16 protein-coding genes are annotated in these 25,167 nt (G+C 37.7%); 12 read left to right on the top strand and 4 right to left on the bottom strand.

The features are described from left to right. Positions 1-48 precede the first annotated feature (48 nt). From ACZZZI_RS21435 to ACZZZI_RS21405, 7 genes are all read left to right on the top strand, one after another. Positions 49-3,216, top strand: a complete 3,168-nt coding sequence (locus ACZZZI_RS21435) for a SusC/RagA family TonB-linked outer membrane protein (protein ID WP_463491303.1) — start codon at positions 49-51, stop codon at positions 3,214-3,216. 11 nt (positions 3,217-3,227) lie between these two features. Continuing rightward, complete coding sequence (locus ACZZZI_RS21430; RefSeq protein WP_463491301.1) at positions 3,228-5,087, top strand: RagB/SusD family nutrient uptake outer membrane protein; 1,860 nt, start codon at positions 3,228-3,230, stop codon at positions 5,085-5,087. An 11-nt stretch (positions 5,088-5,098) separates the two neighbouring features. Continuing rightward, a complete protein-coding gene (locus tag ACZZZI_RS21425; RefSeq protein WP_424057337.1) occupies positions 5,099-6,505 on the top strand; it encodes a sulfatase family protein in 1,407 nt (468 codons plus the stop codon). A 22-nt stretch (positions 6,506-6,527) separates the two neighbouring features. Continuing rightward, complete coding sequence (locus ACZZZI_RS21420; protein WP_463491298.1) at positions 6,528-9,206, top strand: DUF4962 domain-containing protein; 2,679 nt, start codon at positions 6,528-6,530, stop codon at positions 9,204-9,206. A 138-nt stretch (positions 9,207-9,344) separates the two neighbouring features. After that, entirely contained in the window at positions 9,345-13,451 is a 4,107-nt protein-coding gene (locus ACZZZI_RS21415; RefSeq protein WP_463491296.1) for a hybrid sensor histidine kinase/response regulator transcription factor, read from the top strand. A gap of 25 nt (positions 13,452-13,476) precedes the next feature. Further along, positions 13,477-14,277, top strand: coding sequence for a DUF4350 domain-containing protein (locus tag ACZZZI_RS21410; protein ID WP_463491294.1), 801 nt, complete (start codon positions 13,477-13,479; stop codon positions 14,275-14,277). A 196-nt stretch (positions 14,278-14,473) separates the two neighbouring features. Next, complete coding sequence (locus ACZZZI_RS21405; RefSeq protein ID WP_424058249.1) at positions 14,474-15,484, top strand: formylglycine-generating enzyme family protein; 1,011 nt, start codon at positions 14,474-14,476, stop codon at positions 15,482-15,484. Positions 15,485-15,790: 306 nt separating this feature from the next. On the opposite strand, the gene ACZZZI_RS21400 is transcribed toward ACZZZI_RS21405, so the two are convergent. The 3 genes from ACZZZI_RS21400 to ACZZZI_RS21390 all read right to left on the bottom strand — a co-directional run bounded on the left by ACZZZI_RS21400 (position 15,791) and on the right by ACZZZI_RS21390 (position 18,695). Next, the gene (locus ACZZZI_RS21400) at positions 15,791-17,302 is read right to left on the bottom strand and encodes a PQQ-dependent sugar dehydrogenase (protein WP_463491292.1); all 1,512 of its coding nucleotides are present in this window, start codon (positions 17,300-17,302) and stop codon (positions 15,791-15,793) included. A 98-nt stretch (positions 17,303-17,400) separates the two neighbouring features. Then, positions 17,401-18,462: an AraC family transcriptional regulator gene (locus ACZZZI_RS21395; RefSeq protein WP_424058251.1), complete on the bottom strand. Its 1,062-nt coding sequence runs from the start codon at positions 18,460-18,462 to the stop codon at positions 17,401-17,403. 35 nt (positions 18,463-18,497) lie between these two features. After that, the gene (locus ACZZZI_RS21390; protein ID WP_424058252.1) at positions 18,498-18,695 is read right to left on the bottom strand and encodes a hypothetical protein; all 198 of its coding nucleotides are present in this window, start codon (positions 18,693-18,695) and stop codon (positions 18,498-18,500) included. An 82-nt stretch (positions 18,696-18,777) separates the two neighbouring features. On the opposite strand from ACZZZI_RS21390, the gene ACZZZI_RS21385 reads away from it, so the two are divergent. Continuing rightward, positions 18,778-18,963 carry a hypothetical protein gene (locus tag ACZZZI_RS21385; RefSeq protein WP_424058253.1) on the top strand — a complete coding sequence of 62 codons (186 nt, stop codon included), beginning with the start codon at positions 18,778-18,780 and terminating at the stop codon, positions 18,961-18,963. Here ACZZZI_RS21385 and ACZZZI_RS21380 read toward each other — a convergent pair. After that, a complete protein-coding gene (locus tag ACZZZI_RS21380) occupies positions 18,940-19,833 on the bottom strand; it encodes a DUF2268 domain-containing putative Zn-dependent protease (RefSeq protein WP_463491289.1) in 894 nt (297 codons plus the stop codon). The two genes, ACZZZI_RS21385 and ACZZZI_RS21380, sit on opposite strands and share 24 nt — an antisense overlap. Positions 19,834-20,105: 272 nt before the next feature. Between ACZZZI_RS21380 and ACZZZI_RS21375 the strand changes: the two genes are divergently transcribed. Genes ACZZZI_RS21375 through egtB form a run of 4 tightly spaced genes read left to right on the top strand, consistent with a single transcriptional unit; the run spans position 20,106 to position 25,164 of the window. Then, a complete protein-coding gene (locus ACZZZI_RS21375) occupies positions 20,106-21,491 on the top strand; it encodes a mercuric reductase (protein ID WP_424058255.1) in 1,386 nt (461 codons plus the stop codon). A gap of 1 nt (position 21,492) precedes the next feature. Next, a complete protein-coding gene (locus ACZZZI_RS21370; RefSeq protein WP_424058256.1) occupies positions 21,493-22,452 on the top strand; it encodes an ABC transporter ATP-binding protein in 960 nt (319 codons plus the stop codon). Further along, a complete protein-coding gene (locus tag ACZZZI_RS21365; RefSeq protein ID WP_463491286.1) occupies positions 22,445-24,013 on the top strand; it encodes an ABC transporter permease/substrate-binding protein in 1,569 nt (522 codons plus the stop codon). The genes ACZZZI_RS21370 and ACZZZI_RS21365 overlap by 8 nt, the downstream gene beginning before the upstream one ends. Next, positions 24,013-25,164 (top strand): ergothioneine biosynthesis protein EgtB, encoded by a 1,152-nt coding sequence (gene egtB / locus ACZZZI_RS21360; RefSeq protein WP_424058530.1) that lies wholly within the window; start codon positions 24,013-24,015, stop codon positions 25,162-25,164. Before ACZZZI_RS21365 ends, egtB begins: the two co-directional genes overlap by 1 nt. Positions 25,165-25,167 lie beyond the last annotated feature (3 nt).

Raw genomic sequence — 25,167 nt, 5'->3', positions numbered from 1 at the left:
AAACTAACCAACATATTCTAGAATAAATACCAAACTAACCTAACTGAAATGAAACAAATCGTACTTATGTTATGTCTGCTATGCTTAGTTACCGTATCACAAGCTCAAAATGTGATTATGGTAAAAGGCGTGGTTCGAGATGGAACTAACCAACCTATCCCAGGTGCGACAATTCTTGAAAAAGGAACCAAGAATGCAGTAATGTCCTCGGAAAATGGATCTTATCAAATAAAAGTGCCTGCAAATGCAATACTCGTTTACAGGTACGTTGGATCAAAAGTGACAGAAATCAGCGTAAATAACAGAACTGTTATAGATGCCAAATTGCAAGATGAATCCAATACACTTAACGAAGTAGTGGTTACAGGATATGGCCAGGAAACCACCCGTGGTAGTTTAACGGGGTCAGTGTCATCCATCAGCGGGACAGAAATAGCCAAAGTTCCTGTTCAAAACGTAGCGCAGGCTTTACAAGGCAGGATTGCTGGAATGCAGGTAAGCGTTGGGAGTGGAGATCCTGGGGCTGAACCATCTATAAAAATTAGAGGCGGAACATCTATAACCCAAAGCAATGAACCTTTGTATGTGGTTGATGGCGTGCCACAAACTGAAGGGTTAGCTTTTTTAGATCCGATGGATGTGGAATCGATCGATGTATTGAAAGATGCTTCTGCTACTGCAATTTATGGAGCCCGTGGAGCCAATGGAGTTGTTTTAGTAACTACCAAAAAACTTAAGGGTGGTAAAACCACTATAAACTATGACGGATATGTAGGCGCCAGAATCACAAGCAAATATCTACCTGTTCTTAGTCCGCTTCAATATGCGCAGTATGCTTATGAAAATTCAGTTCGCGATGCCACAAGGCTTCAACGATTTATCAATACCTATGGTTCTTTTGATTCCTTACAGATCAATTATGGCGATAGACCTGGAATTAACTGGCAGGATGAGGTTTTAGGTAAAACGGTAATGAGTCAGTATCATAAGGTGAGCATCAATGGAGGGAATAGTGAGATCAGATACAACCTTTTTTATTCTAAAAATAACAATGATGGATTATTATTGAATAGTGGTGCAAATAAAGATATCGCGAAACTTACTGTAACCAACAATATAGGGAAAAAAGGCGTGGTAACTGGTATTGTGAATTATTCAAACCAGGCAATTTATGGAACCGGAGGAACACAAACGGGGGGTAACGCCAGATTGAGTTTTCTACAAACCTTACTTCAATACCGCCCGATAAGCGGAAAAAATAGTAATAATCTAGATTTATTGGATGATGCCATTGATCCGCTGGATAACCAAGGTAGTCCAGCTTTCCAAAGTCCTCTGGTTGCGCTTAACTCCCGTCAAATCAAACAATCTATAAAAAGTTTAAACGCCAGTGCAACTGCAAGATATAATATTATTGACCACCTGACCTACAATGGCTTGATTAGCTATACCAGTCAAACCAATAAGATCAAAACATTCATCGATGCGACTAACATTCAGGCGATTCGTGCAGGCGGACCAAATGGAAGCATTAGTGATGCGCTATCTCAACGTGTTTCTTTCAATAACGTATTAACCTACGCCAACACCTTTGCGAGTGACCATAAAATGGATATCTCAGTAGGACAGGAATACATTTACAGCTATTTAGAAAATTTTTCAGCCTCCGCAAGTGGATTTCCTGCAGTTAACAATGGGTTTGATAATTTAGGCGCTGGTACTGTTGCGGGTTTTCCAACATCTTATGCCGAGGATGATAAACTTCTATCGTTCTTCGCCAGGGGAAATTATGCCTACAAAGGCAGGTATCTATTGAGTGCTTCGTTAAGAAGAGATGGATCATCCAAATTCGGATCTGAGAATGTATTTGGCTATTTTCCATCAGCAGCAGTTGCCTGGAGGATTATACAAGAACCTTTTATGGAAGGAAACAAGATTTTTTCTGACCTGAAATTGCGTGTGAGTTATGGAAGTTCGGGTAATAACCGAATTGCCAATTATGCATCGCTGAGTACATTTGTTACGGGTAACTATCCTTTAAACAATCAGATTATCAGCACTGCTTATCAGTCTAATCTATCTAATCCATTTTTAAAGTGGGAAACGGTGGTGCAACGTAATGTGGGTTTAGATTTGGGTTTATTGAAGCAAAGAATAACCCTTACTACAGATATTTACGATAACCGTTCTAAAGATTTACTTTATAATACGCGTATTCCTGCCAGCTCTGGTTTTACCACTCAACTCCAAAATATTGGCGAAACTTCGAGTAAAGGAATCGAATTTACTTTAAATACCATTAATATTAAAAAGGACGCTTTCCAGTGGAATACAAATTTCAACATTGCATTCAGCAGGACAAAAGTTTTAAAATTAAGCAATGAGGAAAGTTCTTTATTGGTAAGTAGTTATAATACAGCTTTTAATGATTATATCTTACAAGTTGGACAACCTGTTGGCATCATGTACGGTTATATCGGCGATGGATTGTATCAGGTAAATGACTTTAATTTTAATGCCACTACTAACACATATACATTAAAAACGGGTGTGGTAAATAATGGTACCGTGGTTCAGCCAGGTTATGCTAAGTATGCCGACATAAGTGGCCCGAATGGTACGCCAGATGGTCTGATTAATGATTTCGACCGTACGGTAATTGGCAACGCGAATCCTAAGTTTACAGGCGGTATAAACAATAATTTTAGCTATAAAGGCATTGACCTGAGCATCTTCCTGGATTTTACTTACGGAAATGATATATATAACGCTAACATTCAAAATAATCTGGCCATTTCAGGTGAATATAATAGTAATCTTGCTTTCCAAGCTGAACGATGGACCAATGTAAACGCAGCGGGCCAACTGGTAATCAATCCTGTTGAGTTGGAAGCATTAAACAGGGGAAAAAACACGGTAGCCTCTATTGCAGGGGTTACAGGAGGTCGATTAACCCGTTATGCGATAGAAGATGGTTCATTCTTAAGAATCAATAATATAAGTCTAGGTTATACTTTTCCAAAGAAATGGCTGGAGAAAGTAAAAATCAAAAATGCCCGAGTGTATTTTACTGCATATAATCTCCATGTATTTACCAATTATTCTGGTTATGATCCAGAGGTAAGTGTAATTAATAATCCATTAACGCCAGGCGTGGATTTCAGCGCCTATCCAAGAGGCAAATCTTTTGTAGCTGGTTTAAATTTATCCCTTTAATATTGATTGAAATGAAAAATACTAATATAAGAAAGGCTTTAGTCGTTGGATTGATTGGGCTAATGCCACTGATTTCCTGCAAAAAAATGGTAGAAACCACTCCTTATTCGTCTTTTACCTCTGCAAATTATTTTCAATCGGTTAGTGAAGCCTACTCAGCTACACTTGGTGTTTATGAAGCTATGAAAAGTCCAAATACCTACGCATGGAATATTCCTTTGGTATATGATGCTGACACAGATGCAGAGTTTTTAAGTCCAGGAACTACTGTTAATGACTTTAGAGAGGTTTCACACTACTATTATCTGGCTGGAAACTCAATGTTTTACAATACATGGTCGACCCTTTATGCTGGAATAGACCGTGCTAATGTAGTGATAGAACGTATTCCGCAAATGAATTTATACACAAATGGATCGGTTGCTGAAAAAGCCGATCTAAATAGAATGGTGGGAGAAGCCAAGTTTTTGAGGGGATTTTATTATTCAGAATTGGTTAGGTTGTGGGGCGATGTGCCTTTTAAAACAAAAAGTTCGGTTACGGGTGATGAATTAAGATTACCCCTTACCGATCGTTTTGCAATTTATGAGCAGGTAATTAAGGATATGCAAGAAGCTATTGCGGTGTTGCCTGCATCTCTACCTACCGATGAACGGATTAATAAATTTGGTGCAAAGGCAATATTGGCTCGTGTTGCACTTTTTGCGGGGGGATATTCACTGAGCGCCAACGGCGCCATGCAAAGGCCCAATGATTATATAAAATATTATCAGATCGCACAGAATCAGGTAAATGAGGTTATTGGATCTGGTCTATACCAATTAAACAATAGTTATAGCCAGGTTTTTAAAAACCAATCACAGCAGGTATTCGAACCAAAGGAAAGTCTTTTTGAAGTTTCTTTTTACACGCCAGCAGTTACCACAACGTCGAGTTCTAGTTTTGGTTTTTTTAATGCAGGCCTAACGGCTAATGGACTTTACGGTAGCACTTTAAATAGAGTTTTTGTTCCTGCATCTTTCTATAGCAGTTTTGATAACGGAGACCTTCGTCGTGATTTTTCGATTGCCAGATATAGCCTGGATGCTAACGGAAATCGTGTACCACTGTTAACGGCGAGACAAGATGAAACCTGGACGCCAGGAAAGTGGAGCCGTGAATATCAAAAAAACTCAGCTTTGGAAAGAAGCTACACAAACATCAACTATGTTGCCATGCGTTATGCAGATGTTTTGCTGATGAAAGCAGAGATTGATAACGAGTTGAATAATGGGCCAACTATTGAAGCTTATGATGCCATCAATGCAGTGAGAAGAAGAGCGTATGCAACAAACACTCCAGGAAATGGTATTACAATTACGCTTGGTGCTGGAGGTACGGGCTATACAGCTGCTACAACAATCAGCATTACAGGTTCGGGCGTGGATGCTTATGCAGTACCAGTAATCACGTCTGGACGAATATCAGCCGTTACGATTTTAAATGCAGGAAGTGGCTATACAACACCGCCAACCCTTAGCATTAACGGGGTGGGTACTGGGGCCGTACTAACAGCTGGATTGCAAACCAAGCGTACAAACGCAACTGTAGATTTACCAACAGGATTGTCTAAGGATGCCTTTCTGCTAAGAATTCAAAACGAGAGAGCGTGGGAATTGTGCTTCGAAGGTATGCGCCGATCTGACCTGATTAGATGGAATTTACTTGGCGATAAGATAAAAGCAACACAGGATGCTGTTAAAGCCATTCGTTCGCAATATGCGTATGTAGCAAGTACAAATTTTGTGAAAGGTAAACATGAACTTTATCCGCTTCCTCAAAACGAGCTGGATGTGAATAAGAACATTACCAGACAAAACCCAGGATTTTAAATTTACAAAAAATGAAATTGTACGTTATTGGCAAGGAAAAGTTTTCCCTTAAAGGGATTATTTTTATGATCATATTTTCTTTATTAGGAATATATGCTCTTGCCCAATCGCCAAAACGGCCAAATATTCTGATCATTATGACCGATCAGCAGACTGCTGAGGCCATTAGTGCTGCGGGGAACAAATATTTAAAAACCCCTGCTATGGATAAACTTGCGAAAAATGGCGTTCGTTTTACCAAGGCTTATTGTGCGCAGCCGCTGTGTACACCATCGCGTTCTTCAATTTTTAGCGGCAAAATGCCTCATGAAACAGGTTTTATTGGCAATGCACCAGAAAAAGATGGACAATGGCCAGATAGCTTACTTATGATGGGTAAAATATTTCAAAATGGAGGTTACCAAACTGGCTATGTAGGCAAGTGGCACTTACCTGTACCCACAAGCAAAGTAGGTCAACACGGATTTAAATACATCGAAAATACTTCTTTTTTGGATTATAACGACGCGGCAACTCCATCCTTTTGTGCCAGGTTTATTAAGGAAAATAAAGATAAGCCGTTTTTGCTATTCGCTTCTTTTTTAAATCCCCATGATATTTGCGAGTGGGCAAGGGGTGAAACATTAAAGATGGATGTTTTAGCAAATGCCCCACCTGTAGCGGAATGCCCACCTTTACCTTCAAACTGGCGAATTCCCGAACTGGAACCGAAAATTGTAAGGGATCAGCAAAAAACAGTGGGTTTGCGCACTTACCCATCAGTAGGCTGGACTGGAGATCAGTGGCGGCAATATCGATGGGCTTATAACCGTTTGGTTGAAAAAGTGGATGGTTATATCGAAATGCTCTTAGGATCGCTTCAAAAATATGGCGTGGAAAAAAATACGATCATCATTTTTACTGCAGATCATGGCGACGGATATGCAGGCCATAGCTGGAATCAGAAACAGATTTTATATGAAGAATCCGCGAAAGTCCCCTTTATCATTTCCAAAATGGATGGGTCAATGAAACCCCGTACAGATGATATGCTGGTTTGCAACGGCGTAGATATTATTCCAACAATTTGTGGGCTTGCCGCTGTAAACAAGCCAGGTAATTTGAAAGGAGCAGATTTAAGTAAAAGGATGAGTAATCCAAGCTTATCACTCCGTGATACCTTAGTCATAGAAACCGATTTTGCCGATAACGAAGAACTGCTGGGTATCAGCGGAAGAGCGGTAATTACAAAGGATTTTAAATATATCGTTTATAATCAGGGGATTCTGCGTGAGCAACTTTTTGATCTGAAAAAAGATCCTGGAGAGATGCATAATCTGGCAAAGGAAAATGCAAGCAAAAACAAGTTATTAAAAATGAGAAATCACCTTAAGCAATGGTGCACGAAAAATGGCGATAAATTTAATTCAGGTTTGTAGTAAAGTATCTCAATATATTATAATGAAAATTTTTATAGCAGTTTTTATTTCCTTGCTCTCGATTAACTCCTTCGCACAGCAGTTTGGTGTAAAACAAGTTAATGAAGCAAAACTTCATGCCCGAGTGCGGGAGTGGCCATATCCAGCTAATGGTATAACGGTTCCAACCAACGCTCCGGCCTTATTATGGCCAGGCACTAACGGTAAAACCAAGGTTTTGCCTATGGAAAGTGGCAGTGAGGTTCCAGAAGATCCCAATATCGGAAATGTAAAGTATAAGGTCATGCTTGCTACTGATCCAAATTTCAAAAGTAACGTAATATCGGGTAAAGAACAGCGTTGGGCAGTTTATCCACTGCATCAGGCCTTAAAACCTGGTAAATGGTATTGGAAATACGGCTACACACTTAAAAATAGCAATAATTGGATTTGGTCTGAAACCTACAACTTTTTAATAGATCCCAAATACGCCAGTTTACAAGTTTCTCCATCAATAGAAACGGTGCTAAAACGGAATGAAGGATCACACCCATTATTGTGGAACATGAACCAGATTGGGGAACATTTTTACAATAGAAATCTCCATAATCCTGAAGCTAAAAAGTTTATTGCATTTGCTGAAAAATTGATGTTGGAACCGCTTCCTGTTGAAAAACCTCAAAGAATTATTGATACCACAGGTAAAACGCCTTTGGAAAAAAAGATTATTATCGAACGCATGTACCACGGCTTTGGTGATGCGGTAGGCACACCAGTTAGAAATCTTTGCATTGCCTTCCAGTTAACCAAAGACAAACGTTTTATTCTGGATGCAAAAAGAAGGGCCTTGAATATTGCCAACATGAATCCGAATGGGTTGGCTACTGGCGATGATTTTACCAGTGGCGCAGTGCTGGAAGCTTTAGGCTGGTTTTATGATGCAGGTTATGATTATTTAAATCAAGAAGAAAGGCTCCGCTTAAAAAATATCATTACACTAAGGGCAAAAAGGGTTTATGATCATCTTCCAAACCGTTTTGAGCTTCATGTGAGCGATAATCATGTTTGGCAAATTACTTTAAGGAACCTGGCAATTGCAACAGTTTCAGTAATCAATGAAGTACCCGAGGCAAAAGAATGGTTGACTTATATGTATGAGGTCTGGTCGGCCAGGTTCCCAGTTTTAGGCACTACGGATGGTGGCTGGCATGAAGGAAATGGGTATTTTAGGGTCAACTTCAAATCCATTATTTACCTGTCGCAAATGTTTGGTGATTTTAGTGGAGTAGATTATTTTAAGCTCCCCTGGATGCAAAACTTACCTTATTACCTGATTTATACCCATCCAAATGGTTCCGCATCGACCGCAACGGGTGATATGTGGGAAAACATTCCATACATTGTGAAAGGCGAAGCTTGGTTTGCAGATGCACTAAGTCTTAAAGTAAATAATCCCTATCTAAACAATTATGTAGCGAAGATAAAAGCCGATAATCCTGAATATTTTAGAGGAACGGATGATTATCTGCTGTTTAGACTTTTAAATTACAAGCCAGACCGCAAGATCGCTATAAAATCTTTTGACGATTTATCCAAAGCCAGGACATTCAGCGATGTAGGTGTTGTTGCCATGCATGAAAAACTCGCTGATGCCAGCCGTAGTTTAAGCAGTTATTTGTTAAGCAGTCCTTTTGGTGCATCAGGTCACGGACATGCATCACAAAATGCTTTTACCATAAATTATAAAGGAAAAGTACTTTTTGGTGGAAGTGGTTATTACAGCAATTTTAGCGATAAGCATAACCTTTTTTATTATAGAAGTTCCAGGGCATATTCTACAATTTTAGCCGATAGCATCAGTCAAAAAATTGGGGAAGAAGGTTATGGTTGGGTACCTCGATCAATCAGTGGTAACCATATTCAATACGCTTTGGGGGATGCTAGCAATGCCTACGGAAAGATTCAAAGTGAATTTTGGTTAAACCGTTTTGATCAGATCAAGGCTCAGCCAAATAAAGGAAATGTTTATGGTGAATCTGGAGTAACCTTGTATCGCCGACACATGCTTCAGCTTGCTGGCGAATATGTTGTGCTCTATGATGAATTGTCAGCAAACAAACCTGTAAAATGGACCACTCAATTTCATGCACCGTACAGTAAAATTCTAGCAGAGATTTCAAATTCAGCTAATCGAAAGGATTTCATTACTCAAAATGACTCAGTAAGCAGTTTAGCAACGGTTTTTGCCAACTCTCCAATTAGCTTGGTCGTCCATAATCAATTTTCCGAACCTGCAGAAAACTGGAATAAGGTAACTGATGATGAGGGCAAAATCAAAGACTTCAAAAATCAGTGGCATGCTGGCATTACGTCTTTACCATCTAAGAATTTTAGGTTTCTAACCATCATACAAATTAAAACAGGTGCGGTTGAAGTAGTAAAAATACCGAACGATAACGAAGGAATTTGTGAAGTGAAGGTTGGAGAGTGGAATATTAAGGCTCAATTAAACGGTAATAAAGGAGCTGCATTAATAATAGATGGGTCGAAAAGCAAATCGTTATTTACTTATGGTGATTTGCCAGTCAAATTTCAGGGGAAAACCTTTATTTCAAACCTGAAGGGAAGTTCTGTTCTGCTCGAAATGATCGATGGGAAGCTTATCAAAAACGAAGCGGTGGATGAGCTACCTGATGTTTTAAAATATGATAAAGCCAATTAACGGTTTTGAATTGATCATTATTGAAAGTTTTTTAATCAAAATTTAAAGTGTTTAGCTTCAGGAATAACTAATTTTATCCTATTAAGTAAAAGTATAAAATACTTATCTTGAGTTAATCCTTAGGTTATTTAAATGATCATGGTTCAAAAGAAGTTATCAATAATACAAAAAGCTGCAAATTGGTTCCATTTCATGTGGATAAATGCCATTTTAGTGCTTGGCTTTATTTTGATGACTGCCCGTGCGGAGGCTCAAATCACTGACCGTCATTTCAGGAATATTTCAGTGAGTAAGGGGCTTTCTCAAAGTACAGTTTTTTCGATAAAACAAGATACCCTTGGCTTTATTTGGATGGGTACGCAAGATGGCCTTAATCGCTATGACAGCAAGGGTTTTAAAATCTACCGACCAGTTAAGGGTAAAGTAAATAGCCTTCAATCTTATTATATCCGCACTTTATTTGTTGATCATACTGGGAATTTGTGGATAGGTGGTAATCAAGGGGTAAGCCGATATGATTATGCAAAAGATGAGTTTGTTAATTATAAACTGCCCCGTAGTTTAGGGGAGTGGTATGTTTCTTCCATTACCGAGGATAAGCAGCATAATCTTTGGGCAACATCAGTTGTAGGAGGCGTTTTTAAATTGTCGGCAGGTTCGAAAAGTTTTACTGAGATCAATTTTGATTCGTTCAATTATGGGATTAAGAAAATAGCTTACATTGGCAATTGGAAACAGGATCTTTTAATCGGAACAGATGTCGGGCTTTTTAAAAAGTCGGGAAATAAGAACCAATTATCAAAAATTGATCTCGGTACAGAAAAAGCATCTATAAATGAAGTGTATCTTGATGGCGATGTTTGGTGGGTAGCTACAGAAGGTGCAGGATTAATTCGATACAATCCTGAAATCCGACAAAAACAAAGTTTTTTACATCAGGCCAGCTCGAATAGCATCGCCGATAATAACATAAGGAGTGTAGGTAAAGATACCGAGGGAAATATCTGGCTTGGTACTTTTAAAGGATTATCCATTCTTGATTCTAATTCGGGGCTATTTGATAACTATTTCCACCAGGTTTCGCAACCTTACACCATTAGCCAGAATTCGGTGCGGTGTTTTTTCAAGGATAAACAAAATGGTATCTGGTTAGGTACATTTTATGGAGGTGTAAACTATTACCATCGTAATGATATTAAATTTAACCTGCTGAGCCAAAACACGGGTAAATTATCCTTAAATGATGAGGTGGTTAGTGCAATCAGTCAGGATGAGAAAGGCAACTTCTGGATTGGTACTAATGATAAGGGACTGAATTACTGGGATAGAAAAAATAACTCCATCAGTTATTACTCTAGCAATGAACGAAATGCTAATTCATTGGCATCAAACAACATTAAAGCCATTGCTTTTGATAACCGTCAACAAGTGCTTATTGGAACGCATAACGGAGGATTGAATATTCTAAATCCAGCTACAGGATCAGTTAAGCGTTATCTCCACAATGAAAATGATCCAAATTCTATTGCCGGAGATTTGGTATACAGTGTGTTAAAAGACCATAAAGGTAAAATTTGGGTAGGAACCCGATCAGGGCTTGATCAGTTTGATACAGAAAAGGGAATATTTTCTCACATTCATTTGGATAAGGCTGGTAAAAGACTAAGCTCTGATGATATCACTTACCTTTTTGAAGATAGTAAGCGCAGGATCTGGATCGGTACCACCAATGGGGTAACCTTGCTTTATCCCGATAATATGCTCTTTGGAAATACTTCGAAATCTCAACTAAATGATGATGTAATTACCTGTATCACTGAAGATAATCATCAACGAATATGGATTGGATCGAGGGAAGGTTTAAGTTTGTTTGATGAATCAAGCCAAACATTCATCACGCATCGAAATCGGAAAGATTTCATAACGGGTACCATTTACGGAATCGAATCCGATCAGGAAGGAAATCTATGGATTTCCAGCAACCGCGGTCTTATTCGTTATAATCCATCTAGCAAATCAGTACAAACATTTAATGAAAGTGATGGATTGCAGAATAACCAGTTTAATGATTATGCCTTTTGTAAGGCAAAGGATGGCATGCTACTCTATGGGGGAATCAATGGTTTATCTTATTTTTATCCTTCCAATATTAAACAACAATCCTTGCCATTAAAAGTATCCTTTACCGGACTTGAGGCATTAGGCAGAATGGTTAACATTGGCGATGAAACGGAGATACTCGAAAATCCGTTGGATCAAACCAATAAGATTTCCATTGCATCTGATTTTAAGCAATTTAGTGTGCGTTTTAACGCTTTCAATTACATCTCAGCTAATAGAACCCATTACCTTTATATGTTGGATGGTGTGGATGAAAACTGGCAGCGAACAGATGATTTGAAGGTGGTTTATAATAATCTAAAAGCAGGCAAATACCATTTTAAAATCAAAGCCGTTGGACCGAATGGAGAAACCAGTGCGGTAAGAAGTTTGGAAATTAATGTGCTGCCGCCCTGGTACAACACCTGGTGGTTTTACAGTTTAATATTAATTTTTGTTGTAGTTGGAGGTTACGTTGCTTACAGAATGATTGCGGAACGTGTTAGAGCACTACACCAATTAAAACTTGAGCGTGTAGATAAGGAAAAGGTTCGCTACATCAATCAGATGAAAATGGATTTTTTTACGAACGTTTCGCACGAACTTAGAACTCCGCTAACATTAATCCTTGCTCCGTTAGAAGAGATGATCAATAAACCCATGGCGCAAAAAGCGGTCACTAAACGCCATGAAATGATGCTCACGAATGCCAAGCGGTTATATAATCTGGTCGACCAACTTTTTGAGTTCAGAAAGACGGAAACGGGAACAAGGCGTTTGAAAGTAGAAAGGGGCGATATTGTGAGTTTTATACATGAGGTATATGAATCCTTCAAGCCATTGTCGGATCAAAAAAACATCAAGTATACTTACCGATCTACCCAGGCTAAACTTTCCTTCTTTTTTGACCATGATGCAATGGAGAAAATATTATTCAACCTGCTTTCCAATGCATTCAAATACACTAAAAACGAAGATCTGATCAATATCGATTTATCCATTTCAGAGGATCATGCCATTATCAAAATCAGCGATTCTGGGGTTGGAATCTGTCAGGATGATCTTGCTAAAATTTTTGAACGCTTTTACCAGGTTAACAATCAGGAAATGAACCTGGGCTCAGGTGTTGGTCTGGCCTTTACCAAACGGCTGGTTGAACTTCATCACGGATCTATTACTGCCGAAAGTGAAATCGGTAGAGGAAGTGTTTTTACGGTTTCGATTCCAACTTCAGATACCGCCTATGGAGATTTCACTAAAAGAGATAGTCCAGTTTATGAATTATCTATTGTACCTGAAGCTATATCGAGCAACGCAGATCAAAATGCTGAACAAATTCAAGAGGACTTTGAAGGTGTTAAAAAGGATAGCTTGCACAAAAGCCATTTATTACTAGTAGATGATAACCAGGATATATTAGATTATTTGCGGGAATATTTTGAAACAGATTACCTGGTTACGGTAGCATTTGATGGGTTAATGGCGTTAAGAATGCTTGAAGAACAAACTTTTGATCTGATTGTGAGCGATGTGATGATGCCAGAGCTTGATGGTCTGCATTTTTGTAAACGAGTAAAGCAGAACATTAACACCTCTCATATTCCTGTAATGTTACTTACAGCAAAATCAGAAATCGATCAGCAGATTAAAGGACTGGAAATGGGCGCTGACGATTATATCACAAAACCTTTTTCAATAGAGATGTTGGCCGCCAAAATTGCCAATCTGTTGCGAGCCAGAAAACGGTTAAAAGATTACTATAGCGGAACCAGGGAAGTTGTTCCACAAAATCTGGCCTTCAACACTCTTGATGAAGAATTTCTTAAGGAAGCTATAGATATCGTGGAGAAACATTTATCCGATTCTGATTTTTCAGTAGAAAAGTTTAGTCGCGAGATTGGCATGAGCAGATCTAATCTTTATTTAAAGTTTAAGGCAATAACTGGAGAATCAGCAACAGATTTTATTAAAACGATAAGATTTAAAAAGGCCGTAGAACTGATGCAAAGCAAGCGCTATACCATGGCACAGGTTACTTACATGTGTGGGTTTAACTCTCCATCGTATTTTTCAACAGCTTTCAAACAATATTATGGTTGTATGCCAACCGAATATCTCCTCAAATTAGATTCTGGAGAAGGCTAAGCCCAATTTATTTTACCTATATTATATGATGACAAAAACGTATTTAAAATTTATTTTAACAGCTTCGATAATTAGTATTAGTGGTTATGTTCAAAGCCAAACCGTTACAGTAGATCATTATTTTAACAGCGAAACCAAGCTTGGCGCAGATGGTCAAACTCAACCCTTTCATTACTTATGGAATGATACGGAAATGACTGGTTTTTCTATTTTGGGGACGTACTTTAAAAATAATGGGGCAAAAGAACTTAATGTACTTTTTCAAAAGCCAACAGCAGAAACATTGGCACCAAGCGATGTTTACATCATTGTAGATCCTGATAACTTGAAAGATAATCCTAAACCAAACTACATGAACCCCGAGGATGCAAATGCAATAGCGGCCTGGGTAAAACGTGGCGGCGTTCTTTTACTTTTAGCTAATGATAAAGCGAATGCAGATCTGGAGCACTTTAATACTTTAGCTGAAAAATTTGGCTTTAAATTTAATAACGATTTAATTTTACATGTTGTAGATGATGCTCATTTTGAAGAAGGTGCAATAAACATCAAAAGCAACCAAATATTTAAAACTTCCAAAAAGATTTTCATCAAAGATGCTTCTTCCATTTCCATTAGCCATACAGCAAAACCCATTTTAAAAACTACCAAGGGCGAGGTTGCTATGGTAATTTCTCAATATGGAAAGGGAACTGTTTTAGCCATTGGCGATCCTTGGCTTTACAATGAATATACCAACGGAAGATTACCACAAAGTTTCGAAAACAATAAAGCAGCGGATGATTTATCCAAGTTTATGTTAAAACAAATAAAAACCAGACATTAACGAATATCAGACGATTAAAGACTAATTTTTTCGACAATGGATTTATTATTTTATCGTAATCCTTGTTCTTTTTGAAAAGTTGGCAATCTCAGCTACGAGCAAATTGAAAAATTTAATATTAACATTGCTGCCCCTCTTTTTTTTAGCTTGCTCCAATTCAAAGAGCAACATAGAAACAAGAATTATTCAAGATTCTTTGGCCTCTTGTCAGCAAAATCTTCCCGATCGGTTTGGGGTATTAAATGATACCTCTAGTTTTGTTGCCAATAAAGTTAGTCATCGCGGCATGGTTTTGATTCCAGCTGGAGCGTTCAATATGGGAGCTCACGATAAAGAGGGGCATGAAGATGAGTATCCACAACACAAGGTTAAGCTATCTTCTTTTTGGATGGATGTTAGTGAAGTAACAAATGCAGAATTTAAAAAATTTGTGGATGCAACGGGATATATAACTACTGCAGAACGGAAGCCAGTTTGGGAAGAAATGAAAAAACAACTTCCCGCAGGAACCCCAAAGCCACCAGATAGTGTTTTTGTTGCCGCATCACTAGTATTTTATCAACCTCAAACCATTGATGGTTTAGATAATGTTGCTCAATGGTGGCGTTGGGTGAAAGGAGCTAATTGGCAGCATCCTCACGGACCAAAAACTGATATTACTGGAAAAGATAATTATCCAGTTGTTCATATTTCTTGGGATGATGCGATGGCTTACTGCAAATGGACTGGAAAGCGTTTGCCAACTGAAGCAGAATGGGAATATGCAGCAAGAGGTAGTTTAAAAGATAATTTATACCCTTGGGGCAATGAGGATATTGAAAAAGGTATTGCCAAAGCCAATACATGGCAGGGAAGTTTTCCGATAAGTAATACAAACTGGGATAGCTTTGAAGCCCTTGCGCCCGTAAAACGATTCAAACCAAATGGTTATGGGTTGTTCGACATGGCTGGAAATGTTTGGGAATGGTGCAGTGATTGGTATCGTTCAGATTATTATGAAGCAGCTGGTGAATTAGCTACCAACCCAGTTGGTCCACCAGATAGTTATGATCCAATGGAGCCAAGAATACCAAAAAAGGTTGTTCGCGGAGGGTCATTTATGTGCAACGCATCCTATTGTAAAGGTTACAGGGTTACTTCAAGAATGAAAACCTCTACTGATACAAGTCTTGAACATACAGGTTTCAGATGCGTTAGTTCCAATTAATACGCTTAGTATTTTTTTTTATTGATCCTAATAAACTCGTTCCACTCTGATTTTTTTCTTTTTATCAATAACTTTTGGGACTAAATTTTCTGTTTCTTTCGTTAATTTCATTGATCTTCCAGGCTCACTTTATGCTTTCATTTTAGTTTCTCTTTCCGCGTGTCTATTTAAATCAGGAATAAATTCGTTGCTAATTTGGACATTGCCGACCGAATGTATTTCTCAGATATTGAATAAGAGCTGAATTTGAACAATCAAGAAAGCCTTACAGAAATGTAAGGCTTTCTTTCATTAATTATCTTCCACTTAAAAAGCTACATTTCTTATCCTTACTAACTTACCGTTCAGTTCGTCTGTAAGGATGTATAATTTCCCCATAGGGCTTTGCGTAACCTTTCTTATTCTTACTCGATCATCTGTAAAAAGCTCTTCCGTGCTTTTTATATTTTCTCCTTCTATAACCATGCGCCATAAGCTACCTTTTGATAACCCTGCAACAAGTAAGTTTCGTTTCCATGCTGCAAACTCATTTCCTGAATAAAAATGTAATCCAGTAGGTGCTACAGTTTGTAACCAAGACCATGCAGGGTCTGTATACTTATTATCGGGGATAGGTTTTGGTGCAAATTCTGCATAACGATACTTCCCTGTGGTTTTCATAGGCCAACCATAATTCGCTTTTGCCTTCAGCACATTAATTTCGTCTCCCTGGTGTGTACCATGTTCGGTAAACCAGATTTTATTGGTCGTTGTGTCAAGCGTGATACCCTGCGCCGCTCTGATTCCTATAGCGTATAATCCTGGACTTGCCTTGCTTCCAAAATCTGGATTATCTTTTGGAATCGTTCCGTCAGCGTTAATTCGATAAATTTTTCCTCTTTTATCTTCAATATTCTGCGCAATGGGAATTGCAGGCTCATCCTGCTCAGAAAATAATCTTTCGCCAATGGTAAAATATAATTTGCCATCTTTTCCAAAAACCATTCCTCCTCCATAGTGATAACGCTCTTTTGTATAAGGTTCTGCAACAAAGAGTGCCTTGATTTGTTGTAAAGTTTCATTTTCTAATACAGCCCTGATAATTTTAGTAGTTCTACCATTAGCCGTTAACGCAACGTATGATAAGTAAACATATTTATTGGTTCTAAAATCAGGATCGAGCAACACTTCAAATTTACCTGTATTGTCTCCAAATCCAGTAATGCTATCATCCAGGTCGGTTGGATAACCTTTTATCTTTATCTTTTCTTTAGTTAAGAGATTAATTTTTACAAGATCACCCTCTTTCTCCGAGATGAGCGCTTCATCTTCTGATGTAAAGGCGATACTCCAAGGGCGTTTTAAACCTTCTACAATAATTTCTTTTTTCGGCAGGATGGCATTCACGTCGAATGTTTTATGTGGCGTTCTTGTCGAAACTTTATCAGCGATAAACCAGCCTTCATTGGTTTTCATCAGATTGAAATAATCCGTAAAGAGATCTCTTTCGGTGCTAATTTCTACTTTTGCACTGCCCATATTGTTGGTAATATCGATCGAAACTATGTGTGTTTTTAGATTTTTGGTACGCTCATGAAGTTTGAACAGGCTGAGATACTGATTTCTGGTAAAAGTGACAAATTTACCATTATTATAGTTCTTTAAGTAACAAGAAGTATGCATTGCTCCGCCCAATTTAGTCGTATCTCCAGTTGCCCAGCCATCGAAATAGCGTTGTATTGTATTTTCTATTAATTGCCTTTCGGTCGGCTGGTTTTGGGGAAATGCAGAGAAAAAAAAGGTGACCACTACAATGATAGTCAGAATTACATTTTTCATAAAAGTGTTTTGATAATTAGTGAAATTTTATTCGTTGCTCAAATTTGCACTGTACTTTTATGATCAGGGTCTTGTAATTTAAATTTAGTAGTACGGTTTTATAAATCTGGAGTATTTAACTGCTGGTAAACACTGGGCGTTGAGCCTTTCATTTTTTTAAATGCTGCAAAGAAAGTAGATTTTGCATTAAATCCTACTTCATCAGCTACTGCTTCAACGGTAAGGTTTGTTTTGCTCAATAATAGTTTACAAGCTTCATTTATTCGGTACTCATTAATAAAAAGCGTAAAATTCTTATCAATGCTTTCATTAAGAATTTGCGAAAGTTGATGACCAGAAATGTTAATCGCTTTGGCCAGATCTGATACTTTTAAGTTTGGATTTTTAAAAAGTTCCTGCTCTGTCATTACCTTGGTTAGCTTCGAGATGATTTGTTTCAATTCCTCATCATCCAGCTTTTTATCGGTGTATTTCTGAACAGAGAAAGTAGACAGATCGTTTGTTTTTTTTCGGTAAAGTAATGTAAATACAACTAGGTAAAGAATTGAAGAAAAGAATACAGCTGCACCAATATAGCTACCCTTAGTTATATTCAGGATTGCCCAGACATAGGATACAAAAAGAACCAAAACCCCACTGCAAATGGTTAATATCCACTTTTCAAAAGCCTTTAGTTCTTCGTTATGAAATAATCTTTTTACTATTGGCAACAATAAAAATATTGAAAAAACAATGTAAATGCCCCATTGAAAGTAGATGAGCGGAATGACGTAGTTCCACCATAATGAAGCAAAATACTGATAAGGATAAATAATGCCGATTACGACAATCAATGCCAACCAACCTACAAGCTGCCATAACCATAATCTAGGTAATGTTTTAATTTTTCTGACTTCAGATTTTATAAAAAAATACAAAAAGGGACCGATAAACAGACATGCAGTTAATCCAAGTTGAAGATAGATTCGGGGCAAACTACTATCGAAAAAATAAACAACAGATTTTCCTATCCTAATACTTAGTACGACTAATAATGCTCCTAAAAGATAATTAGATAAATGTTTCTTAGTTGCAAAGAAGAGAAAATAAATGCCTAAAATGAACGCATTAAATGCTCCTAAAAAACTAAAAAAGAATAATACCTTCTCGCCAAAGCTCATATCAATGTTTTAAACAATTTGTTTTCAAATTTTACTTAATCATCTCCAATATCTTCGAAGTAGAGATAGGCATAATTGCCTGGTCCACTTGAATATTCCAGGGAGCTTTTGGTGCGACTACTACTGTATTCCCTTTGGATACAAAGCGGATTTTGGTTGAATGTGCTAATGCAGGAAGGCAAGGCAACAGTTACCAGAATAATTTGTTTAGAGCATATTTTTACTAACGTCATTTTTATTTTCAACCAACAAGTTCAAATATAATATTTGGATGGTACAATAACGGCGTAGGATTTATTATTTTAAAATTTAATAATGAGAATTATCCCCAAGCTGGCTATTGCTTCTGGGGTAAAAACTACTATCCCTAAAATCCCCACTGCAAAATTCCCTTATAGCTTGGGCTACTTCATAGATGCCGAATTATCGCAATTTATTGATGATCAAATGATAAATGATTTAAATGGTGGTAAAAATCTAACCTTTATAATAGGCATTTAAGTACCCGCTTTTTCTTAAAAAAATCTTATAGTCCTTAATATTTAAGATTTCTTTTACAGCTTGCTTTTTATCTGATTGTTGGTCGAAATAAGACTTTACAATTTCGTATCCCATCCAATAGCCAAGATCATTTGGTCTTTTGTCTTTTCCGCTTGTGCCATACAGCCAGTCCTGAAAGTTTTGTTTGTCCATTAAATCCGCGAATTCTCTACATAATTCATCCTTATGGGCATTTCCATAATTATTTGCCTTCGGATTACCTTTAAGACCAGTTACCAACTCCGCAATAAAATCAGCAGAGCCCTCAATTATAGACTGCTGCAATAAATTAGTATTGCCTCCATTCGGAAATTTTTGCTGAAAATGTACCGACTCATGTATAACCAGTTCTGCCAGGTGGTCCAGGCTGGTCAGCATTTCTGCTCCGATTAATAAACCATTTGCCGAACTTGTTCCTCCGCTGTTATATCGGCCCATTACAAAATATACTGGTGGATATACGGCTTCGGGATACCAGTATTCCAACGCATAAAAATAGGGCTTTATCAATTTTTCCTTTGCTTTTATTAAGCTATCAACATTTCTTGTCTTTAAGTAATCAGACTTTCTGGCCATCACCATTTTAAGCAGCTCATCGGCACTCATAATTCGGTTTGGGATAAATCCTTGCAGACCAATAGTTCCATTTTTGATGTATTCTTCAAAAGGATTCTGCGTACTATTGCCAATTTTATCAAAAGCCTGCCAAAAATTGCTGAGGTCGCTCGTGATAAATCTAGCCTCTGTAGGGCTTTTTGGAAACGATTTCTGTTGCGCATCTGAACTGTAAAAAACAAAGCATAGGCTTAAAAATAAGAAGCATTTTTTCATTGTATAAAAGTTTTTCTAAATAGACGAAGCAGGATCATAAAAGGTTGCACGCAATCAAATGAACATGCTTTTATTTTAGTTTGTCAAATGCTAATTTTAACGGAGAGATTTCATATATTTTTTTTAATCCTTTGATCTATATTCATCATCGTATTACATTCTTCCATCATATAAATCTGTTTCTCCTGAATGAATGTAAAACAATGGATTAATATTACAGTTATATCTAATTGTTTTGGAAGTCTTTTCTTCCTGGTTTTAAATTATAAGAGATGAAACATTTTGACGCAATAATTATCGGCGCAGGGCAAGCAGGTGTTCCTTTGGCTAAAAATCTTGCTTTGGCAGGTAAAAAAACTGCAATTGTTGAAAAACGATTAATTGGTGGTACCTGTATAAATGATGGCTGTACGCCGACGAAAGCTATGGTTGCATCAGCTAAGGCAGCGTATCAGGCAGGCAATTCAGAAGCACTTGGCGTAAAAGTTGGATCTGTAAAGGTTGATCTAAAAAAAATCAAACAGCGTAAAGATGCTATTGTTAAGCAATTTAGAACTTCATCAGAAAAAGGAATTGAAACAACCAAGGGTTTAAAACTTTTTATGGGTGAGGCAAAATTTAGCGGGAAGAAAGAAATTACTATCGCTTTAAATGATGGCGGGGAAGAAGTTATAACCGCGAATTGGATTTTTATTAACACTGGAGCAAAAACCGCTATACCTGATATAGAAGGGTTAAATGAAACAGATTTCCTGACTTCAACCAGTATCCTTGATTTGGAAACAGTGCCCGAACATCTGCTGGTAATTGGTGGTAATTACATAGGGCTGGAATTTGGTCAAATGTTTAGCAGATTTGGTAGCAAAGTTACCATCCTCGAAAAATCAGCTTCCATATTATCCAGAGAGGATAAGGATGTTTCTGCAGCCTTGACGGAAATTCTGGAAGACGAAAAAATTGAAGTCATTACAAACGCCCAGGTGGATAAAATATCATCTACAAAAAAAGATGAAATTACAGCTACAGTAAAATCTGGAAAGATTAAGAAAAATATAAAGGCAAGTCATATCTTAGTTGCTGTGGGTAGAGTACCGCAAACCGAAACTTTGGGTTTAGAGTTAAGTGGTGTAAAAACCGATGAGAAGGGTTACATTGTTGTTAACCATAAACTGGAAACCAATGTGAAGGGAATCTACGCATTGGGTGATGTAAAGGGCGGGCCAGCGTTTACCCACATTGCGTACAATGATTATACAATAGTGTTTCGAAATTTAATTGAAGGTACAAATTACAGCACAGCAGATCGGCCTGTTCCATATTGCATGTTTACAGACCCGCAATTGGGTAGAATTGGAATTACAGAAGCTGAAGCTAAAGAAAAGAAACTCAATTATAAAGTTGCTGTTTTACCAATGTCGTCTGTAGCGCGAGGAATAGAAACTGGTGAAACGCGGGGTTTAATGAAAGCAATTGTTGATGTGAAAAGCAGGAAAATATTAGGTGCAGCGATTTTAGCTTCAGAAGGCGGTGAAATTATGTCTGTTTTACAAATGGCTATGGAAGGCGGAGTAACATTTGACCAGATCCGTTATTGCGTTTTCGCCCACCCAACATATTCAGAATCGCTGAACAATCTTTTTATGAAAATTGAAGATTAGCATGATAGAACTCAAGGATGTAACTAAAAAGTACGGTGATACAATCGCTGTAAATCGGATTTCTTTTAACGTTGCAACTGGAGAAAACCTGGTTTTACTTGGTACAAGCGGTTGTGGTAAAACAACTACGCTTAAAATGATTAATCGTTTAATTCAGCCTGATAGTGGAAATATTACAATTAGTGGAAAAGATGTAATACAACAAAATGCCGAAAATCTTAGAAGAGGAATTGGATATGTAATGCAAAATATTGGTCTTTTTCCTCATTATACTATTGAAGAAAATATTGCCGTTGTTCCAAAATTATTAAACTGGGATAAAAAGAAAACGGCAAATAGGATTCATGAACTAATTGAAAAACTTCACCTTCGAGAAAACATTCTTCATTTTTACCCGAATGAGCTTAGTGGCGGACAGCAACAAAGGGTAGGGCTTGCAAGAGCGTTGGTAGCTGACCCTTCGATTTTGCTCATGGATGAGCCATTTGGGGCACTTGATAATGTTACCCGTACCAGTATTCAGCAAGAATTTAAAGATCTGGAAGAGCTTACCAGAAAAACAATTGTTATGGTTACACACGATGTGCCTGAAGCCTTTGAACTTGCCGATAGGATTTGTTTAATGGATAAAGGTAAAGTCATGCAAATAGGCACTCCCAAAGAATTGCTTTTTAAGCCAGCCAATGATTTTGCGGAAAAGTTTTTAGATGGTCAGCGTCTGGCTTTGGAATTTAAGGTTATTCGAGTTAAAGATGTTTGGGCAAATCTTTCTGACCATAAAAGTAATGACAGCAAAGGCCTAAATGCAGATATAAGCATTTGGGAGGCCATGGAAAAACTTCGTTCAGGTAGTGTTTCTGAGCTAAATTTCCGCAGTAATAAGGGCGAAGTTAAAGTTGCTAACTTTGATGATTTAACAAAAGCTTTTAACCAATACAAAAATTTCAGTAAATATGAATGAGCAACAAAGCCTGTGGCAATTCATGTCGATGGAATCGGATAAATTGCTCAATCAAAGCTTACAACATATTGGGCTAACGTTTATATCGCTGCTTCTCGCTATTGCAATAGGTTTGCCATTAGGTATTTTAATTGCCCGAAAGCGCAAACTATCTGGCACTATTTTAGGGATAGCTGGTGTTTTGCAAACCGTTCCAAGCATTGCATTGCTAGGTTTTATGATTCCAGTTTTAGGTATCGGGGCAAAACCTGCTATTGTTGCGCTCCTTATCTATGCCTTGTTACCCATCATCAGGAATACTTATACAGGCATTATTGGGATCGACAAGCACATCACTGAAGCCGCGAAGGCTTTAGGCATGAGTAAATTCCAAATACTTTTTAAAATCGAACTTCCCTTGTCAATGCCAGTTATTCTTGCTGGTATCCGAACAGCTACCGTTATAAATGTTGGGGTGGCAACGCTTGCCTCTTATATCGCAGCGGGCGGTCTGGGCGAATTTATTTTTGGTGGCATTTCACTTAATAATACAAACATGATTTTAGCAGGCGCCATTCCTGCAGCTTTACTGGCTATTATTTTAGACGGATTACTTTCCATCATCCAAAAATTAGATTTTAAAAAACTTAGGAAGGTTTTAATGGCTTTTCCAATTGCCATAATTATACTCAGTGCATTTTATATTCTTCCATCGGCTTATGGCTCTGGTTTACGTGCTGGCTTTACTCCAGAATTTATGGGTAGGCAGGATGGAGATTTAGGGTTGAAATCTGCTTATGGATTAAAAATTCAAACGGTAGTCATCAGCGATGCGGTAATGTACAAGGCAGCTTTTTCAAAAGAACTCGATGTAATTAGCGGTTACTCGACCGATGGTAGACTGAAAGCTTTTGGTCTGAAAATTTTAAAAGACGACAAGGGAATTTTTCCACCTTACTATGCAGCACCTATTGTGCTTCAGGCTTCTTTAGAAAAATTCCCGGGCCTGGAAGAAACCCTGAACCTACTGGCAGGTAAAATTACAGATTCTGTTATGACAGATTTGAATTACCGAACCGATTACCTGCACCAAACACCAGTTAAGGTTGCCAAAGATTTTCTAGTTAAAAACGGTCTGTATAGAAAGTCTAAAAATGGCCATGCAGGAATCATTAAAATCGGCTCGAAAATATTTGGTGAGCAATATATTCTTGCCGAAATATACACAATGCTTATCCAGGGAAATACAAATTACCAGGTGCAAACCAAAACAGGTTTGGGCGGTACAAAAATTTGCTTCGATGCGCTATCAAATAACCAGATTGATTTTTATCCTGAATATACTGGAACAGGATTATTAGCCATTTTAAAACCTGATGCTAAATTAATTGCGAAGCTTTCGCCGAATAAAGAGGAAACTTATCGTTACGTAAGCGAAGAATTTCTAAAGAAATATAAAATTAAATGGCTAAAACCGATTGGATTTAATAATTCTTATGCTTTAATGATGAGGCAAAAACAATCGGCCGAACTAAATGTTAATACCATTACAGACCTTAAGAATTATCTCGATAAAAATTAATGAATCTTGTTGAAAAATACCTGAGCATCCGAAAACACTCCGAGCAACTTTGCGAGCCTTTACAAACAGAAGATTATGTCGTTCAGCCTGTTGCTGATGTGAGTCCGCCGAAATGGCATTTGGGCCACACCACCTGGTTTTTCGAAACTTTTATTTTAAAGCCATTCTCCCTGAATTACCAGGTTTATAACGAAGACTACAACTTTGTATTCAATAGTTATTATGAAACGGTTGGTAATCGGGTTATTCGTACCGATAGGGGTAATCTGAGCAGGCCAAGTGTAAATGATATTTATCAGTACCGCAACTATGTTGATGAGGCCATGGTAAAATTCTTATCAACTGAAATTGAAAACGAGGTTTATGAATTGTTGATTCTGGGTTTTAATCATGAACAACAACACCAGGAGTTACTTTTAACCGATATCAAATTCATTCTGGGAAATAACCCACTATTTCCAGTTTATAGTGAGCACAAATCTGAAATTCTAAATTCATCGACTAATACTGCTGAATTTTTAAATATTGTAGCGGGAATTTATGAAATTGGTTTTGATGGATCAGATTTCTGTTTTGATAATGAAATGAACCGTCATAAAGTTTATTTAAATGAATTTTCAATCAGTAATTCGCTGGTTTCCAACCGTGATTTCATTGAATTTTTAGAAGATGGAGGTTACAGTAATTTTAACTTCTGGCATGCAGAAGGTTGGGACTGGGTTAAAACAAACCACATCGAGGCACCAATGTACTGGCATCAGGTTGATGGTAAGTGGCTCAATTATACACTTGATGGTTTAAAACCAGTTAATACGGAACAGCCCGTAACCCACGTAAGTTATTACGAAGCTTATGCTTATGCGAGCTGGAAAGGAATGCGTTTACCCACCGAATTTGAATGGGAAATTGCAGCTAAACATTTTAGTTGGGGCGAACGATGGGAGTGGACTGAAAGTGCTTATTTGCCATATCCTGGGTTTAGTAAGGCACCAGGAGCCATTGGAGAATACAATGGCAAATTTATGGTTAATCAAAAAGTTTTGCGTGGTGCATCAATAGCCACGCCAGATGCACATAGTCGCATTACTTACAGGAATTTTTTTCATCCACATTTAAGGTGGCAATACACGGGTATTCGCCTTGCCAAATAGTAT

The sequence above is a fragment of the Pedobacter sp. AC190 genome, from assembly GCF_979258025.1.
The sequence above is the reverse complement of the archived record's forward strand: the minus strand, read 5'-3'. Positions and strand labels throughout refer to the sequence as shown.

What these genes read in the sequence shown, in the direction of transcription:
- ACZZZI_RS21435 (WP_463491303.1), top strand. Translation starts at nt 49, where the DNA reads ATGAAACAAATCGTACTTATGTTATGTCTGCTATGCTTAGTTACCGTA.
- ACZZZI_RS21430 (WP_463491301.1), top strand. Translation starts at nt 3,228, where the DNA reads ATGAAAAATACTAATATAAGAAAGGCTTTAGTCGTTGGATTGATTGGG.
- ACZZZI_RS21425 (WP_424057337.1), top strand. Translation starts at nt 5,099, where the DNA reads ATGAAATTGTACGTTATTGGCAAGGAAAAGTTTTCCCTTAAAGGGATT.
- ACZZZI_RS21420 (WP_463491298.1), top strand. Translation starts at nt 6,528, where the DNA reads ATGAAAATTTTTATAGCAGTTTTTATTTCCTTGCTCTCGATTAACTCC.
- ACZZZI_RS21415 (WP_463491296.1), top strand. Translation starts at nt 9,345, where the DNA reads ATGGTTCAAAAGAAGTTATCAATAATACAAAAAGCTGCAAATTGGTTC.
- ACZZZI_RS21410 (WP_463491294.1), top strand. Translation starts at nt 13,477, where the DNA reads ATGATGACAAAAACGTATTTAAAATTTATTTTAACAGCTTCGATAATT.
- ACZZZI_RS21400 (WP_463491292.1), bottom strand. Translation starts at nt 17,302, where the DNA reads ATGAAAAATGTAATTCTGACTATCATTGTAGTGGTCACCTTTTTTTTC.
- ACZZZI_RS21395 (WP_424058251.1), bottom strand. Translation starts at nt 18,462, where the DNA reads ATGAGCTTTGGCGAGAAGGTATTATTCTTTTTTAGTTTTTTAGGAGCA.
- ACZZZI_RS21390 (WP_424058252.1), bottom strand. Translation starts at nt 18,695, where the DNA reads ATGACGTTAGTAAAAATATGCTCTAAACAAATTATTCTGGTAACTGTT.
- ACZZZI_RS21385 (WP_424058253.1), top strand. Translation starts at nt 18,778, where the DNA reads ATGAGAATTATCCCCAAGCTGGCTATTGCTTCTGGGGTAAAAACTACT.
- ACZZZI_RS21380 (WP_463491289.1), bottom strand. Translation starts at nt 19,833, where the DNA reads ATGAAAAAATGCTTCTTATTTTTAAGCCTATGCTTTGTTTTTTACAGT.
- ACZZZI_RS21375 (WP_424058255.1), top strand. Translation starts at nt 20,106, where the DNA reads ATGAAACATTTTGACGCAATAATTATCGGCGCAGGGCAAGCAGGTGTT.
- ACZZZI_RS21370 (WP_424058256.1), top strand. Translation starts at nt 21,493, where the DNA reads ATGATAGAACTCAAGGATGTAACTAAAAAGTACGGTGATACAATCGCT.
- ACZZZI_RS21365 (WP_463491286.1), top strand. Translation starts at nt 22,445, where the DNA reads ATGAATGAGCAACAAAGCCTGTGGCAATTCATGTCGATGGAATCGGAT.
- egtB (WP_424058530.1), top strand. Translation starts at nt 24,013, where the DNA reads ATGAATCTTGTTGAAAAATACCTGAGCATCCGAAAACACTCCGAGCAA.